This window comes from Streptomyces sp. NPDC019937 (assembly GCF_040631655.1).
In the GTDB taxonomy this organism is placed as follows: Bacteria; Actinomycetota; Actinomycetes; order Streptomycetales; family Streptomycetaceae; genus Streptomyces.
Genome location: NZ_JBEYAL010000048.1, coordinates 22689 through 39886 on the forward strand (window position 1 = coordinate 22689; position 17198 = coordinate 39886).

General features: G+C 73.5%; 11 protein-coding genes. 4 read left to right on the plus strand and 7 right to left on the minus strand.

The window, feature by feature from the left end:
• Positions 1-5 precede the first annotated feature (5 nt).
• The 5 genes from fxsT to ABZ562_RS35110 all read right to left on the minus strand — a co-directional run bounded on the left by fxsT (position 6) and on the right by ABZ562_RS35110 (position 10125).
• Positions 6-4364, minus strand: coding sequence for an FxSxx-COOH system tetratricopeptide repeat protein (gene fxsT / locus ABZ562_RS35090; RefSeq protein WP_361487740.1), 4359 nt, complete (start codon positions 4362-4364; stop codon positions 6-8).
• Positions 4361-5530: a MoxR family ATPase gene (locus ABZ562_RS35095; RefSeq protein WP_361487743.1), complete on the minus strand. Its 1170-nt coding sequence runs from the start codon at positions 5528-5530 to the stop codon at positions 4361-4363. Before ABZ562_RS35095 ends, fxsT begins: the two co-directional genes overlap by 4 nt.
• A complete protein-coding gene (locus ABZ562_RS35100; protein WP_361487745.1) occupies positions 5527-7020 on the minus strand; it encodes a hypothetical protein in 1494 nt (497 codons plus the stop codon). Before ABZ562_RS35100 ends, ABZ562_RS35095 begins: the two co-directional genes overlap by 4 nt.
• A 152-nt stretch (positions 7021-7172) precedes the next feature.
• Positions 7173-8273: a hypothetical protein gene (locus ABZ562_RS35105; RefSeq protein ID WP_361487747.1), complete on the minus strand. Its 1101-nt coding sequence runs from the start codon at positions 8271-8273 to the stop codon at positions 7173-7175.
• Between the two features lie 52 nt (positions 8274-8325).
• Entirely contained in the window at positions 8326-10125 is a 1800-nt protein-coding gene (locus ABZ562_RS35110; protein WP_361487750.1) for a helix-turn-helix domain-containing protein, read from the minus strand.
• A gap of 127 nt (positions 10126-10252) precedes the next feature.
• Here ABZ562_RS35110 and ABZ562_RS35115 point away from each other — a divergent pair, with 127 nt between their 5' ends.
• From ABZ562_RS35115 to ABZ562_RS35125, 3 genes are all read left to right on the plus strand, one after another.
• The gene (locus tag ABZ562_RS35115) at positions 10253-12025 is read left to right on the plus strand and encodes an FAD-dependent monooxygenase (RefSeq protein WP_361487752.1); all 1773 of its coding nucleotides are present in this window, start codon (positions 10253-10255) and stop codon (positions 12023-12025) included.
• A gap of 42 nt (positions 12026-12067) precedes the next feature.
• On the plus strand, positions 12068-12940 hold the full coding sequence (locus ABZ562_RS35120) for a dioxygenase (protein ID WP_361487754.1): 873 nt from the start codon (positions 12068-12070) through the stop codon (positions 12938-12940).
• Positions 12941-13052: 112 nt separating this feature from the next.
• Positions 13053-13976, plus strand: a complete 924-nt coding sequence (locus tag ABZ562_RS35125; protein WP_361487755.1) for a YceI family protein — start codon at positions 13053-13055, stop codon at positions 13974-13976.
• Between the two features lie 57 nt (positions 13977-14033).
• Here ABZ562_RS35125 and ABZ562_RS35130 read toward each other — a convergent pair whose 3' ends face one another.
• Positions 14034-14582, minus strand: coding sequence for a DUF3761 domain-containing protein (locus tag ABZ562_RS35130; RefSeq protein WP_361487758.1), 549 nt, complete (start codon positions 14580-14582; stop codon positions 14034-14036).
• A 223-nt stretch (positions 14583-14805) separates the two neighbouring features.
• Here ABZ562_RS35130 and ABZ562_RS35135 point away from each other — a divergent pair, with 223 nt between their 5' ends.
• Positions 14806-15294 carry a glutathione peroxidase gene (locus tag ABZ562_RS35135; RefSeq protein ID WP_055551726.1) on the plus strand — a complete coding sequence of 163 codons (489 nt, stop codon included), beginning with the start codon at positions 14806-14808 and terminating at the stop codon, positions 15292-15294.
• A 100-nt stretch (positions 15295-15394) separates the two neighbouring features.
• On the opposite strand, the gene ABZ562_RS35140 is transcribed toward ABZ562_RS35135, so the two are convergent.
• Positions 15395-17185, minus strand: coding sequence for a glycoside hydrolase family 9 protein (locus ABZ562_RS35140; RefSeq protein WP_361487761.1), 1791 nt, complete (start codon positions 17183-17185; stop codon positions 15395-15397).
• Positions 17186-17198: the final 13 nt, after the last annotated feature.

Below are 17198 nucleotides of genomic sequence, written 5' to 3' on the forward strand. Positions count from 1 at the left end.
GGGTATCAGAAGGGGATCGCCTCCACATCGCAGTCCGCGCGGATGCCCCGGGCCGCCGCGACCGTGGCCGGGTGGCCGGGGGTCAGGACGGTACGCATCCGGGCCAGGGAGTCGTTGTGCAGCTCCTCGGCCGACCGCCCCTCGCCCAGCGCCCGCAGATCCCCGGACAGGTTGACCGCGCAGGCCAGCGTGGTGGGGTGGTCCTCACCCAGCCGGGCCCGGCAGGCCGCGAGCGTCTTGGTGTCCAGCTCCCGGGCCTCCTGATAGTCCGCCAGCGTGTAGTGGTCGCTGGCCAGGTTGACCGCGCAGGCCAGGGTGATCGGATGGTCCTCGCCCAGCCTCTCGGCCAGCACCGGCAGCGTCTCCTTGTTGAGCGCGAGCGCCGCCTCGGTCTCGCCCAGCAGCCGCAGGGTGACGGCCAGGTCGATGGCCGCGCTCAGCGTCACCGGGTGCCGTGGCCCGAGCGCGGCCCGCATGTCGTCCACGCACTTGGCGCCCAGCTCGCGGGCGCCGTCGAGGTCGGCGGTCTGGCGCAGGTCCATGGACAGGTTCAGCGAGGTCGCCGCGATGTGGAGATTGGGCTCGTTGTACCGCAGCCGGTACCGCTCCAGGACCTCCCGGGTGACCTCCAGCGCGCCCTCGTGATCGCCCGCCTTGCGGCGCGCCACGGCGAGGTTGCGCAGGGCGTAGACGCCGATCGGCGCGTTCTGCGGAAGCAGCCGCCGGACCCGGGTGCAGGTCTGCTCCAGCATGGTGCGGGCGGCGATGTAGTCGCCGCTCTCCCGGACGTCGATCGAGAGATTGGCCTCCAGCAGGATCGTCAGCAGCGAGTCCTCGCCGAGGACGACCTCGGCGAGGTCGCGGGCATTCTGGTCCACCTCGCGGGCGCGCGCGAAGTCACCGGCCGAGCGCAGCGCCAGGGCGTAGTCGTTGGCGGCGGCGATGGTGTACGGATCCTCGTCGCCGAACAGCCGCAGGGTCCGCCGCCAGCGGTCCTCCTCCAGCTCCAGCGAGTGGGTGTAGTCGCCCTGGTAGCGGGCGTCGCTGGCAACGGCCCCGAGGGTGACCAGCGTGTTCTCGTGGTCGTCGCCCTCGCTGGCGCGCTGCAGTTCGAGCGTCCGGCTGTTCAGCTCCCGGGCCTGCCCGAAGTGGCCGAGCAGGGTGAGGACATGGCCGAGCGTGCGGGAGATGGCCAGCGTCTCCGGGTTGTCCTCGCCGAGCGAGGTCCGCCACTTCTCCCGCACCCGGCTGCCGAGTTCGAGCGCGCCCTCGTGGTCGCCCCAGACATGGAGGAACCGGACCAGGTTCCGCACCATCTGGCGCACCCATTTGTCGTCGCAGTCCATCGCGCGGGACGCCCGGACGTGCGAGAGCAGGTCCGCGTAGCGGCCCCAGTGGGCGGGCGAGACGTCATTGGGGTCTCCGTAGGCCAGCAGCACATGCGCGCTGTGCCGCATGTCGGCCTGCTGCTGCGGGGACATCTGGCCGATCAGCACCGCCTGCACCAGCCGGTGCAGTTCGATGGTGTTGCTGCGGTGATTGATCTTGATCAGGGCGTAGCGGTTGATCTCCCGGATCGCATGGCCGAGTTTGATCGGATCCTGGAGCACTTCGGACAGCTCGGGGGAGAGGGAGACACCCCGGATGCCCGAGAAGAGCCGCCGGGAGATCGGCTCGGGGGCGAAGAAGGAGCACATCTGCAGCAGTTGGAGGGCCCCCGGGTGGTGCTCGGCGAGCCGGCGCAGCGACATGTTCCAGGCGGCGGCGACGGGTTCGGGATAGTCGACCGGGACCCCGGCCGCCAGCAGCTCGTTGCGCCGGGTGCTGACATCCGCCCGCTCGTCCTCGAAGACCTGGAGGTACTCGTCGACCGGCATCCCCGTCTCGGAGAGCCACGCCGCCGCCTGCTCGATCGCCAGCGGCAGATCCCCCAGGGTCTCGGCGATCCGGTCGGCCTGCTCGTGCGGCAGCTCCGGCCCCCGCCGCAGCAGCAGTTGGATGCTCTCCTCGCGCTCGAAGACATCCACCTCGACGGTACGGGCGGCCCGCGACCACTGGGCGTTCCGCGACGTCACCAGGATCCGGCCGGGCCCGCCCGCGGGGAAGAACGGCCGGACCGTCTCCAGCTCCTCCGCGTTGTCGAAGACCAGGAGCCAGTTGCGGCAGGGGCGCCCGGTGCGCAGCGCGTCCAGCACGCTGGGCACGGCCGTGTTCGCCTCCATGCCCGCCTGCAGTCCGAGCCGGTCGGCGAGCTGCACCAGCGCCTGGCGGATCTGCTCGGGGCGCTCCGCCGGAATCCACCACACCGCGTCGTAGTCCGCGGCGTGCTGATGCACGTACTCCAGGGCGATCTGGGACTTTCCGACCCCGCCGAGACCGTGCAGCGCCTCGGGCAGCACGGCGGCCGTTCCCTCGCTGTGCAGCCGCTCGTGCAGCGTGTCGAGCAGCGCTCGCCGTCCGGTGAAGTTGTTGTTCCGGGGCGGCACATTGCCCCAGATGGCCGGGGGATCCCCGGCGCGGCGCTCCTCCACGGCGGGCAGGGACCGGGCAGCGGTCACGGACACGAAGGTTCCTCTCGAATGCTCCCCCGCCGTACCCGGCGTGCCGTGCGCCGGCGGGGATGGTGAATCGTCGGCTTGGGACGACGGACGGGGTCGGGGAGTCATGGAGTCGGTCACGGCAACCTCGGGTACCACATTTCCCCAGTGGGGTACGTCTTCAAAGGGCTCCGGGCGGCTTTCGCCCGTGCGGGGGAGCGCTTGGCGCGCGAGGACAAGGGCGCGAAAGGAGCGCGCGCCTTCGAGATAGGGCCCGGAAAGGGCCTGGTAGACCTGTTCCTGAAGGCGTATGTACGGCATCAGGCGCTCGGTGTCGGGCAGGTCCCGCACCGGCCCCGAGGGATGGTTGAGCAGATCGCGCAGCAGATGCAGCGGCTTCCAGCGGCGGCCCAGCCGGTCCAGCACGCTGCGCAGGGTGTACAGCGACTCGTCCCGTAACCCGGCGGACAGCAGCAGTTCCCGCACCCCGTCGTGGAACTCGTAGCCGATGCCGGTCTCGTCCAGCGGGTCGGCGGTGCCGACCTTGCGTAACAGCCCGCCCAGCAGGATCTCGGCCAGATCGCCGGGGCTGCCCTCCGGCTGGTGGATCCCCTGCACGAACTCCATCACGGGAATGTTCAGCGGGGCCGCCGCCAGCCGCGCCGCCAGCCGGAAGGCGCTCGGCGAGGCGGTGGAGCGGAAGCGGAAGACCCGGTCCCAGGCGCTGGGTTCGGGTTCCGGATCCCAGGGCTCGGCCGGCGCCCCGGGCAGCAGCGCCAGCGTGTCATGGCCCCGCTCCGACGGACGCCCCACCAGCCGCGCCCAGTTGCCCAGCCAGCGCGCGTCCAGCTCCAGCACCGGCACCGGGGGCTCGCCGCCCGGCCAGGAACCGCCGCCGCCCCGCCGCCAGGTGCCGTTGGGCGCGCCGGGCTCGGGAACCCGCACCCGGACCCGCTCCGGCGCGATGCCCGTGTGGTGCCAGCGGCCCTGACGCAGCACATGGAGCACGGCGACCGACGCGCGCCGGGCCCAGCGCCCCAGGGCGCGCTGCGCGCTCTCGTCGCCCCAGGCCGCGCCGATGCCGTCGGTGAGCACCAGCACCGCCCGCTTCCCGCGCGGGGACATGCCGTCCACCGGGGAGTCGTGATGATCCACCGTCCACGGGTGGTCGGTGTTCATCCGGTGCACCCGGACGCCCCGGAAGGCACCCGTCCGCTCCAGCACGGTGACCAGCCGCGCCGCCGTGCGCCGCCACACCACCATCGAGCTGCCGCAGTCCAGCACCAGGACCGCGTCCATCCAGCGCTCCTGGACGGGCGCGCACTCCGGCAGCCACAGCCCGTCGCGGGCGGCCCGCTCGGCCGTGGCCTCCTCGTCGACCTCCAGCTCGACCGGCGAGGGCGCGGTGCGCTTGAGGGGGCGCAGCGCCCGGGAGACGGCGCGCTCGGCGACCAGCGGCCCGGCGGCGGTCAGCCGGGGCGCGGGCACCATGACGTCGGTGACCAGCGCCGGTTCCGTCCCGTCCGGATCCTCCGGCGCGTCGGGCACGTCGACGAGTTCCACGGGCTGCGGCGCCGAGACGGCCGGCTCGGGCGCGGGCTCGGGCCGCCGCCCGCCGTCGTCCTCCGGCGGCTCGGGGGGCCGGTCGTCGGCGGGCGCCGGGCTGTCGCCTCGCGGGGGCGCGGGGAGCGGGCCGGGCGCCGGCCGGCGGGGCCCACGGTCCGTTTCGGCCTTGCAGACGGCCAGCCAGAAGGCATCGGCGATCTGCTGCCAGTCGAGGTCCCGTGGGCCGTGCTCACCGGACCCGCCGCCTGGGTCCTGTGTCATGTCGAGCCTGCGGCGTCCAGCCGGTGCCAGACGGCGCGCAGTAGCTCCTCCCACTCGGGCCCCGGGGTCTCGGAACGGGCCGTCACCAGATACACCGCGTTGAGCAACTGGTCGGCGGCGAGACCGCCTTCGTGGCGGCTGCGCTCCAGGAACATGTCGATGAGTTCCCGCGCGCGCGGGTCGTCCGCTCTGCCCAGGTGCGCGGCCACGATGGCGGCGAGCCGGTCGGCGTCCGGGTCGGGCAGCCGCAGCTGGAGACAGCGGCGCAGGAAGGCGGGCGGGAACTCCCGCTCCCCGTTGCTGGTGATGACGACGATGGGGAAGGCGCGGCAGCGCACCCGGCCCGAGGCGATGACGGTGCTGCGGTCGGGGTCGTCGGTGAGGACCGATACGGCCGGGCGCCGCCTGCGGATGCGCACCAGCTCGGGGATGGAGTACTCACCGGCCTCGAAGATGTCGAGGAGGTCATTGGGCAGATCGATGTCGCTCTTGTCGAATTCGTCGATGAGCAGGACGCGGGGGAGGCGGTGCGGCAGCATCGCGGTGCCCAGCGGGCCGAGTTGGAGGAAGTCGCCGATGTCCTCCGGTCCGGGTTCGTGTCCGTCCTCCTCAGCCGCCTGTCCGGCCGCCGCGGCGTGCACACGGCCGACGGCATCGTAGCCGTAGAGACCCGACCGCAGGGTGGAACGCGTGGTGATCGGCCAGCGCAGCACCCGGCCCAGGCCCAGTTCCCGGCTGATGCGGTACGCCAGCGTCGACTTGCCCGTGCCCGGGCGGCCGGTCACCAGCAGCGGACGCCGCAGGATGAGCGCGGCGTTCACCACGTCCGCCTCCTCCGCCTCCGACCGCAGGCCGAGCGGAGTCGCGCCGAGCCGTCGCGCGGTGTCCTGCGCGTCCTCCGGCGGCGCCGGGGGCTCGGTCGGCGGCTCGTCCGGGTCGGATAACGCGCCGTCCGCGTCCACCGGGCCGGCCGAGACGCCGCCGAAGGTGCGCCAGGGCGGCGGGGGCGGAAGGATGTCCTCCAGGCTGACGTCGTGCAGCGGGCGCCCGGTGCCCTGGTAGATCCACCAGGGGCGCGGTATGCCGGCCGGCAGGGGCCCGGAGGCGGAGCCCTCGCCGCCCGGGATCCGCCCGTTGTGCCGCCGTGCAGGCTCTGCGTCGCTCATCGACTGCCCAACCCCTCGTCCGGCCCCGTCATGCGTCCCTGCGTCTCCACGGGCCGGGTCGGGTCGTCCCAGACGAGCACCACATGCTGCCCCGGGTGGTGCTCCCGCTCCGCGGAGTCGATCGTATGGGCGTCCAGACGTAACTTTGTCACGGCTTCGCGGAGCCGTGCCAGGTCCCCGCCGGCGTCGTCCGATTTTTGTCTCAAGTACTGGACGAACGCCGGATCCCGGGTGGGCCGGCGATCCCACGCCACCAGCGGGATTCCCGCCCGCCAGGCCGCCAGCGCCTCGTACGAACCCTCACCGGCGCCGCCCGGCGGCGAGCCCAGGATCAGCGCGACGACATGCGGATCCGCCTGGAGCCGGGCCAGCAGGGCGGCCGGATCGCCCGAGCGCGGACTGTCCGGATCCTGGCCCTCGACGACGAGCTGTCTGGCGAGTTCGGGCCGCCCGGAGAAGAGCTGCCAGCGCTGGTTCCACGGGCGGTGCCAGCGTCTGGTCTGACTCCGCTCCAGGCTCCGCACCACCACCGGGTAGTCCATGCACAGCGGGGTGGCCATCGTGCTGTCCAGCTCCTTGCGCCACAGGTGCACCGGCAGATTCAGGTCGTCGGGGCCCAGCAGGAACTCCAGATGGATGCACCGGGCGTCCTCCCACTCCTCCTCCGCCGCGTACACCAGCTCCTGCACGGCCCGTTCGGCGGTGGCGGCGGTGACCTGGGTGACCGGGCCGCGGACCGGATGCCAGCCGCTGGGGTCGTAGCTGTGCCAGGACGACAGCTCGTAACGGCCCGGCTCCTCCTGCGGCAGCAGCCGGATCACCAGGTACGCGTCGTCCGGCTCGGCCGGGGCGGCATGCCCCACCTGCTGGCGCAGCGATCTCAAGTGCGAGGTCAGGTCCAGCTCCCGCGCCTGCTCATCGGCCCACGCCCGCAGCGCGTCGGCCCTCCGCAGCGGCTGGGCCGACGCCGCCAGATACTCCACCAGGGCGAGCCCCGGCGGCAGCCCGTCCGGCCGCGCGTTCATCCGGCTCAGCTCCTCGAAGGCGTGCCAGGGGCCGGTGACCGCCGGGACGTCCTGCAGCGGACCCGCCGCGGCCCGGCACAGCTGGCCCAGGTGCCCGATCTCCAGGTCCTCCAGCAGCGACCGCAAGCCCCCGGCCGCCGGGGCCGGCAGCACCGGACGGGCCGTCATCTGCTCCACGACCGAATCGAGGCGGTCCATGGCGTCCGTGCCCGGCGCCATCACCGCGAGCGAGGCGCGCAGCGCGCGCATCATCCGCACGTTCTCCAGGCACTCCCGGGCCAGCTCCACCAGGAAGTAGTCGGTGACGCGATGGCCGCGCACCGGGACGGACGTGGTCTCCATTTCCATCGCGACCAGGTCCAGACACAGTGCGCGCGAATCCGGATCCGTCAGACAGCGGAACTCCTTCAGAGCCGACACCAGATGATGGACCGATCTGAGGCCGCCTTCCCGCGTGGCCGCCATGCCGTGCCTCCCCCGTACCCGCATCACCGGTCCCCGCCGCCGATGATCCCGCCGGAAGACCCTGCCACAGGCAAGCGCCGCCCGCGCGGACTCCGGACAACTTGTATGCCCCGCACGCCCCCCGCGACACCCCTCCCGCCCCCCGGGAGCCCTCAGGTCAGGCCCAATTCCTCGACGCGGCGGCCGAGTTCGGCCGCCGCCGGGGCGCCGGGGGCCAGGACGTCCACCACGGACACCAGCTCGCCCAGGGCCCGGTGCGCCTCGCAGCTCCGCAGCAGGGCCAGGGCCTCCGCCCGGCTCGCCGACTGCCGGGCGACCGCGGTGCCGACGGTGGGCAGCTCGTCGAGCAGCTGCTGCCAGCCGGTGGGGGAGGACAGGCCGGGCACCTCCAGCAACAGGTCCGCCAGACCGCCGAGTTCCCGGATGGTGAGCTTGGCCCGGCGCCGGGCGGGCGCGCCGGGTGCCGTCTCCGCGCCGGGGAGCCGCCCGATCAGTTCGAAGGCGAAGGCGGCCGCGTGCCGGGAGGCGACCGGCTGCCAGTGCTCGTCGTGCGCCCCGCCCTTGTCGCCCAGCAGATCGGACACGCCCCGGATGACCAGCGCGTCGAGGTGCTGGTTGACGTAGGCGCCGGCGAGGAAGCCGAAGCCCTCCATATCGACGGCGATCGCGTCCCCGGCGACGGCCGCGAGCCGGAGGCCGACGTCGGAGCGCTCGTGCCCCACCACCCGGCCGCCCGCCGCGATCGGCTTGACATGGGCGCGCGGGCGCGGCGCGCCGCCGCCGGGCAGGATCCGCCGCTGCCAGTCGTCGGCCGCGGCGACGCTCCGGGCCAGCTGCACCAGCCCGTAGGCGGGCTGATGGGACTTCTGCCGGGGCAGGAACCCGGACTCGGTGTCCTTGCCGGTCTCGTAGTCGTAGACCGCGTCGGCGGCCACCACATCGCCGAGCGCGACATCCTTGACGCCGCCCGCCACGCCGACGAACAGCACGGCCCGCGGCGCGAAGAGCGCCGCCGCCCGCTCGACCAGCGCCGCCGCGCCCGGGTTCCCCGGGCCCGTCATGTGGATCGCCACCCGCCGCCCGCCGGGCCGGGCCGCGGAGCGGTGGACGCCCGTCTCGAACAGGGAGCCGCGCTCCGCCCGGACCGGACGCGGATCGTCCAGATGAGCCCGTACGGCCCGGTACTCGATCTCCAGCGCGGTCAGGACGACGACGTCCGCCCGCCCCGCGCCCCCGGTGTCGCCAGCCCCCACGGTTCCCCCTCGAACGACATGAACACGACCGTGCGGAAAACCCTACTGGCCGTCAGCGCGGCGGCTGGAGCTGAGCCACGCCCAGGGCGCGCAGTTTGCGGTACAGGGTGGCCCGGCCGATGCCCAGGGACTCGGCCGCGCGTGCCTTGTTGCCGCCGTGGCGGCGCAGCGCCTCCAGGATCGCGGTGCGCTCGGCCCGTTCCATCCCGCTGAGCCGCCGCGCGGCGGGCGGCACCCGCAGGTCCGGCGGCAGCTCCCCGCGCCGTACCGGGCCGGTGGCGCGGCGATGCTCGGCCACCTCCCGTACCACCTGGGAGAGTTCGGCGACGTTGCCCGGCCAGTCGTGCTGTTCCAGGGCCCGGCGCGCGTCCAGGCTCCACGACAGCGGCGGGCGGCCGGGGGAGGGGCGCCCGGCGAGCCCCGGCAGCAGTACGGGGATGTCCTCGACGCGCTCGCGCAGCGGCGGCAGGGCGACGGAACGGGCCGTGAGCAGGTCCAGCAGCCGCCGCAGACACGGGCCGACCCCGGTGCCCGGGGTGTGCGTCGCCGTCAGCGGCACCTCGGGCCGGCGCGCCAGCAGCGAGAGCAGCGCGGCCACATCGGGCTGGTCCAGCCGCTCGGCGTGCAGCACGAGCAGCGGGGGCGCGCCGTCCCCCTCCGCCAGGGCGTGACACCAGCGCGGTACGGCACCGGGCGCGCCCTCGGCGGCGTCCACCACCAGGGGCGCGGCGGTGCCGCGCCAGGCGAACAGGGCACGGGCGAGCGAGGACTTGCCGACGCCCGCCTCCCCGGTCAGCAGCAGCGGCTCCGCGCTCGCGGCCAGCCCGGTCGCCCGCGCGACGGCCACCCGCCACGGCCCCGACGTGCCGGCCAGCCCCGGCAGCCGCTCCCGGCCGCCGCCGTCCTGCCCCGCCGTACGCTCCGTCCGCGCAGGACCGGCCGCCGGAGCCGGGCGGGCCACCGCCACCGCGCCGATGACCTCGCCGTCGCCCTCGCGCACGACCGGTGTCATACGGACGACGAGCCCGGCCCCGTCCGGCACCGGGAACTCCCGCGCCCGCCGCCCGTCCGCCGCTCCCGCATCCCGCAGCAGTTCCGTGGCCCGGCGCTCCAGCCGGGCCAGCGTCTCGTCCGACAGCAGCCGCGCCGCCCCGGGACTGACGATCCGGCTGCCGCCGTCGAGCGCCACCACCGCGCGCCCCTCCGGCGCCTTGCGCAGATACGCGTCCAGCAGCAGCCGCTCCGGGGGCCGGGCCCGGCCCAGCAGCTCCGACGCGACCGCGAACGCGGTGGCCTCGGCGAGCGCCGCGCCCGGATGGGGCGCGCGGTCCTCGCGCGAGGGGGCCAGCGCCGTGACGGTCCCGGCCGGGCGGTCCGCCCCCGGCTCGTACACCGGAACGCTGACCGCCGACAGCCCCTGCCACAGGTCCAGGACGTGCTCGGGGCCGTGCACCTCCGCCCGGCGCCCGAGGCGCAGCGCGAGCACCGCGCTGTTGTGCCCCACCGCCCGCTCGGACAGATCGCGACCCGCAGCCGGTGCCGGACCGCCGCCCGACCACAGCACCCGGCAGCGCGAGTCGGCGAGCACCAGCGCCGTGTCGCCGCCGGCCAGGGCGGGCAGGACGCGGTCGAGCACCGGACGCGCGGCGGCCAGCAGCGGGGAGTGCGCGGGTACGGGGGCGGGCGGCGGCGTCACATCCCGCCGTACGCCCAGGAACCGGGCCCGCCGCCACGCCTCGGCCAGCTCGTCGGGGATGTCCTCGCCCGGCGGCCGCCCGGCGAGGAACCGCTCACGGGCCCGTCGTACCGGGTCGAGAGCCGGGGTGGCCGGGGTGTCGTCGATGCTCGTCACAGGGACCTCACCGTATACGGGCCGGGTGTCTCGTATTGAGACACCTCCGCCGTCCCCTCCTGGATCAAGATCATCAAACTGGCCGGGATCGGCGAAGGACCGGCCACCAGGAGAGGAGCCTCACCCAGTGGACACCGTCGAGACCGACGTACTGGTCGTCGGCAGCGGCCCGGCCGGAGCCGCGACGGCGCTCGCCCTGAGCACCTACGGCGTGCCCAACATGATGGTCACCCGGTACGGCCGCCTCGCGGACACGCCCCGCGCGCACATCACCAACCAGCGCACCATGGAGGTGCTGCGCGACCTCGGTGTCGAGGAGCGGGTACGGGACCGGGCCACCCCGCAGCACCTCATGGGGAACACCGTGTTCTGCACCAGCCTCGCGGGCGAGGAGCTGGGGCGGCTGCGCTCCTGGGGCAACGACCCGCGCGTCCAGGCAGAACACGAACTGGCCGGGCCCAGCCCCCTGTGCGACATGCCGCAGCACCTCATGGAACCCGTCCTGGTGGACGCCGCCGTCGCCCGGGGCACCGCGCTGCGCTTCGACACCGAATACCTCGCGCACGAGCAGGACGACGAGGGCGTGACCGCGACCGTACGGGACCGGCTGCGCGGCGACACCTACCGCGTGCGGGCCCGCTACCTGGTCGGCGCGGACGGCGGGCGCAGCCGCGTCGCCGAGAACGCCGGGCTGCCCACCGTCGGGCGGATGGGAGTCGCGGGCAGCCTCAACATCGTCTTCGAGGCGGACCTGACCGCCCTCACCGCCCACCGCCCCTCCACGCTCTACTGGGTGCTCGCCCCCGGCGCCACCGTCGGGGGCATCGGCGCCGGACTGGTGCGCTGCGTGCGCCCCTGGACCGAGTGGATGGTGGTGTGGGGGTACGACCTGGAGGCCGGTCCGCCGGACCTCACCGAGGAGTTCGCGCTGTCGGTGGTGCGCCGCCTGCTCGGCGACGACGAGATCCCGGTCCGTATCACCTCGACCTCGGCGTGGACCGTCAACCACCTGTACGCGGAAGACTACGCCGACCGGCGGGTGCTGTGCGCGGGCGACGCCGTCCACCGCCACCCGCCCTCCAACGGCCTGGGCTCCAACACCTCCATCCAGGACGCGTACAACCTCGCCTGGAAGCTCCGCCACGTCCTCGACGGCACCGCCGCGCCCGCCCTCCTGGACAGCTACTCCGCCGAGCGGGCCCCGGTCGGGCGGCAGATCGTCGAACGCGCCAACAAGAGCATCGGCGAGACCGCGCCGGTCTTCGAGGCGCTGAACGTGCTGTCCACCGCCGACCCCGAGCAGATGTGGCGCAACGTCGCCGCCCGCAAGGACGCCACCGCCGAGGCGGAGAAGCAGCGGCAGCGGCTGCGGGAGGCCATCGCCGCCAAGGTGTACGAGTTCAACGCGCACGGCGTGGAGATGAACCAGCGGTACGCCTCGGCCGCCGTCGTCCCCGACGGCACCCCCGACCCCGGCTTCGTTCGCGACCCGGAGCTGTACCACCAGCCCTCCACCCGGCCCGGCGCCAAGCTGCCGCACGCCTGGGTCACCCGCGGCCGTGACCGGCTCTCCACCCTGGACCTCGGCGGCCACGGCCGGTTCACCGTCTTCACCGGCATCGGCGGGGACCGCTGGCGACAGGCGGCCGAGGCCGCGGGCCGCGCACTGGGCATCGAGATCGCCACCGTCGTCATCGGGCCCGGTCAGGAGTACGAGGACCCGTACGGCGACTGGGCCGCACTGCGCGAAATCGGCGACGGCGGCGCCCTGCTGGCCCGCCCCGACAACTACATCGGCTTCCGCCACGCCACGGCCTCGCCGGAGGCGGCGGGCTTGCTGACCGGTGCGCTGAGGCAGATCCTCGGACATGCGCGCCCCGCACACCAGGAGGACCACTGACGGTACGCGGCACACGCGGCGTACGAAGCGAAGGGGAGAGGCATGGCCACCGACGTCACCGAGGACACCGCGACCGAAGCCGTCATCGACAGCTTCGCCGCCACCCCCGACCCACGGCTGCACACTCTCCTCACCTCCCTGGCCCGACATCTGCACAACTTCGTGCGCGAGACCGAGCCCACCCCCGAGGAGTGGGAGGCGGCGATCGGCTTCCTCACCGAGACCGGCCGTCACTGCACCGACACCCGGCAGGAATTCATCCTGCTCTCCGATGTCCTCGGGATCTCCACGCTGGTCGAGACGATCAACGGGCGCGGGGCGGAGGGGGCCACCGAACCCACCATTCTCGGCCCCTTCCACCTGACCGGATCGCCGCGCCGGGACCTCGGTGACACCATCGACCTCGTGGGCACCGGCGAACCCTGCGTCGTCACCGGCCGGGTGACCGGCACCGACGGCACCCCGCTGCCCGGAGCCGTCCTCGACGTCTGGCAGGCCAGCGACCAGGGCTTCTACGATGTGCAGCAGCCCGGCGTCCAGCCGGAGGGCAACGGGCGCGGGCTGTTCACCGCCGACGCCGAGGGCCGCTTCTGGTTCCGCACCTGCGTACCGAGTCCGTACCCCATCCCCACCGACGGACCGGTCGGCGCCCTGCTGCGCGCCACCGGCCGGCATCCGTACCGGCCCGCGCACATCCACGTCATCGCCGAGGCCGCCGGGCACGCCACCTTGACCACCCATGTCTTCGTGGCGGGCAGCCCGTATGTGGAGTCCGACGCGGTGTTCGCCGTCAAACGGAGCCTGGTGCAGGACTTCACCCTGGTCGACGACCCCGCCCTCGCCACCCGCTACGGTGTCAGCACCCCCTTTCGTCGCGCCGACTTCGACCTCGTACTGTCGCGTGCCACCTCATGAACGGTGTGTACGAGGCCGAGGCCGTTGGCCGATACAACCGCCCCTGATGGGTGACGTCCCCCAGCGCCCCTCATCATGGGGAGACCCCGTTACCGAGAGAAACCTTAGAGAGATGACTGCAACACCGCTCGCACTGCTCCGGCGCATGCGAACCAAGCGCCCGAACCGTGGATCGGGTCTCCGCCTCCCCATGCCCGTCGGTGCCGGTGCCTTCAGCTGCGAGGTCCTGGACCCCGTCGGCCAGCCGCTGGGCGGTGTCGAGGTCACCATCACCGCGACCCGCGGCGCGGGCAAGCAGGCGATCAAGGCCACCACCGACCCCCACGGGCTGTTCGTCGCCACCCTGGAGCCGGGCGAGTACTCGGTGCTGATCACCGGCAGCGGCCTGGAGCCCCATCGTCTCACCACCGAGATCAGGCCGGGCGAATGCGCCGACCCCCAGCGCATCCCGATGCAGCCCTCCCAGCAGCTCGAACTCCCCCCGCCCGGCACCTGGCTGTTCGACCCCCCGCACACCGCCATCCGCTTCATCGCCCGCCACGTCGGCATGGCCAACGTGCACGGCCGCTTCACCCGCTTCCGCGGTGGCATCCATGTCGCCGAGCGCATCGAGGACTCCCGCATCGAGGTCCTCATCGACGCCTCCAGCATCTCCACCGGCAACAACACCCGGGACAACCACCTGCGCTCGGCCGACTTCCTCGACGTCGAGAACTACCCGGACATCCACTTCGTCAGCAACCGCTTCACCTGGCGCAGCGGCGCCAAGTGGAACATCCAGGGCCCCCTGACGATGCACGGTGTCAGCCGCTCCGTCACCCTCGACACCACCTACCTCGGCGCGGTCAACGGCGGATACGACCAGGAACTGCGCTGCGCGGCCCGCGCCACCGCCGAACTCCACCGCGAGGACTACACGCTGAACTGGCGCAACATGCTCGCCCGCGGCATCGCGGTCGTCGGACCGACGGTCAAGCTGGAACTCGACATCCAGGCGATGTACCGCAACCACGAAACCCCGACCCCGCCGGAGTAGCCGCACACCGGCCCGCACACGACGGGGCGCGCCACCGCGGCGCGCCCCGTCGCCGTGTCACCGGTAGAAGACGGCGACCCCGCCGTGATGCGAGCAGGCGCCCTGATGGTGTGCGGCGTACGACAGCGTCCCGTCCTCGCACCTGGCCGTGGCCCCACTCCCCGCCCCGGAAGACGAACCACCGGACCCGGATCCCGACCCCGACCCCGACCCGGTCCCGGATCCCGACCCCGAGCCCGTCCCGGCTCCCGATCCCGATGTGTCGGCGGGTGCCTCGGCGCTCCTCGTCGCCTTCGGCTTCGGCGTGGCACCGGGCCTGGGCTCGGCCGTGACGGTCTTCGTGACCGTGACCGTGACGGTCGGCGTCGGCTCGGCCTTGTGCTTGATCTGGGCGGGCTTCGCGGTGACCGTCACCGTCACCGTGGGCGCGGGCTTGGCCCGGCCTGCCGCCTTGGCGTCCTCCCCGTCCGCCCCGCCCATGCCCATGCCGACGAACAGCAGCGCGGCCGCCGCCGGTATCGCGACGCGCTTACGGGCCCATCTCGGCCGACGAGGCGTCGGACCCGGACCCGGAGGCGGCGGTGTTGGGTGGTTATTCCAGGACATGGTCCCCCCTTGAGTGAAACTCGAGGAGCTGACCATAACTGCGGTAATTGAAAAGTGAAAAGTTTGTGTGTGATCCGTGGTCAAGTTGTGATCCGGGCGCTGTCCGCCCGGCCGCCGGAGCGCCCCGGCGGGGCAGGCGGGCGCGCGTAGTCCCCGGCAGACGTGGCGGCGCCCGCAGGGCATAGATTGGGCGCATTGGCTGACGACGAAGGTGGTATCCGCGATGAGTCTGTACGACATTCCCCTGCGCACCCTGTCCGGCGAGCCGACCACCCTCGGCGCGCATCAGGGTGCCGCGGTGCTGGTGGTCAACGTGGCGTCCAAGTGCGGGCTGACGCCGCAGTACGAGGGGCTGGAGCGGTTGCAGCAGCGGTACGCCGGGCGCGGCTTCACCGTGCTCGGGGTCCCGTGCAACCAGTTCGCGGGGCAGGAACCGGGGACGGCGGAGGAGATCGAGACGTTCTGCTCGACCACGTACGGTGTCTCCTTCCCGCTGCTGGAGAAGACGGACGTCAACGGCGAGCAGCGGCATCCGCTCTACGCCGAGCTGACCCGGACGCCGGACGCGGCGGGGGAGGCCGGGGACGTGCAGTGGAACTTCGAGAAGTTCCTGGTCTCGCCGCAGGGCGAGGTGGCCGGCCGGTTCCGGCCGCGGACCGAGCCGGAGGCGGCGGAGGTCGTCGAGGCGATCGAGGCCCAGCTGCCGCGCTGACTTGAAAGAGGCCACCGGCCGGCGCCCGCTGCGACGCTCGCGCGTTGTCAGGCACCGGCCGGTGGCTCACCGATGGCGTTGAGGGCTCAGCTTTCGGCGCTCAGCGCTCGGCGGCGAACGCGGCCAGCCACGCCAGCGGGGCGTTCCAGTTGATGGCCACCTCGTTGGTGGAGTACGAGCCGATGTCGTCGATGTAGCACTTCGCGGGCGCGCACCCCGCCAGTTTCTCCTGGGCCACCGGGTCCTGCAGTGCCGCGTTCGGGCCGCCCGCGAAGGAGCCCGCGGGCGGGTGCGGGAGGGAGGCGTCGTACTGGTGGGCCCAGAAGCGGTGGTGCTGGTTGAGGGAGGTGTGGTCGCCGTAGCCGGTGACGTAGGACTGGCCGAGGGCGTTGCGGCCGAGGAGGTAGTCCAGGGCCTCCAGCGCCCCGGTGCGGTAGCGGGGTTGCTTGGTGAGTTCGTAGGCGATGGCGATGACGCTCGCGTTGTTGGCCACCTGGCTGTTGGAGCCCCAGACGTAGCCGTCGGCGGGCAGGGGGACGGCGTATCCCTGGCGGCTCATGGTGGCCAGGTAGCCGTCGGCGGCGGTGACCACGGAGGCGCGGACGCGGGCGAGGTCGGTGGCGGGCAGCTTGTTCGGGACCGTGGCCAGGGTGATGCGGCCGAGGGCGGCGGTGTCGGCCCAGCCGAACCCGCCCGCGGTGAACACGTCGTCGGCGGTGTGGAAGGGCGAGGAGGTCACCGCGTCCCGGTACTGGCTCTCCTGGGTGGTGGCGTACAGCTCGGCGGCCGCCCAGTAGAACTCGTCGCCGACCCGGGTGTCCCCGTAGGCGCCGCCGCCGGTGCTGTCGGAGTCCGGTGCGAGCAGGCCGGGGTGGGCCTGGGCGGCGGTCCAGGCGCGGCGCGCCGAGGCGAGGCAGCGGGCGGCGAAGGCCGCGTCGTAGGGGGCGTAGACGCGTGCGCACTGCGCCGCCGCGGCCGCCAGGTTGAGGGTGGCGGCGGTGGACGGCGGGTGGAGCTGGCGCGGCTGGGAGTCCTGTTCGGGGCGGGTCGGCAGGCCGGTCCAGGCCGCGTCATGCACCTTGTGGAAGGCCATGCCCGCGAGCGGCTTCCCCTCCGGGATCTGCATCCGCATCAGGAACTCCAGCTCCCAGCGCGCCTCGTCGAGGACATCGGGCACCTTGTTGCCCCGCTCCGGCACGCGCAGGGTGGAGTCGCCGAGCGCCGCGGCGTGCCCGGCCCGCTTGGCGCGCTCGAAGGAGTTCACCAGCTGCCAGGTCGCGATGCCCCCGTTGACCACGTATTTGCCCTGGTCACCGGCGTCGTACCAGCCGCCGCGGACATCTCGCGCGTAGTCGCACACCCCGGGCTGGCAGGGCACGCTGGTGTCGCCCGTGTTGGGCGCGACACCCAGGTGCCCGGCCGGGCGCGCGTACGCCGCGCCGGCGAGCCGGGCCTCGATGGGGGTGCCGCTGCGCTGCTGGTAGAAGAAGGACATCGCGTCCGCGCGCAGCCCGTCGTACAGGCCCGCGCGGATGTCGAACGGATCGCTGGTCCGCCCGTCCACGGTGAGGGTGTAGCCGGTGCCGGTTCCCCGGTACGAGGAGAAGTCCACCAGCTGGGTGGAGTCGCCGGAGGCGGCGTCGGCGCCGCCCGCGGTGGTGGTGCCGGAGGCGGCCGTCGCGCCGGACGCGTCGTGCAGCTGCCAGGGCAGGGCGGTGCTGCTCGCGCTGACGACGGTGGCACGTTTGGGGCCGTCCGGCAGATAGCCGAGCTGGTTGACGTGGACGGCCGAGGGCGCGGCCACGGCCGCCTGGGTGGTGGGCGCGGCGGCGAACAGCAGCGCTCCGGCCAGCAGGGCGGCGGCGGTACGTGGGAGAGGGGACTTGGGCATGGTGGAGGCCCTT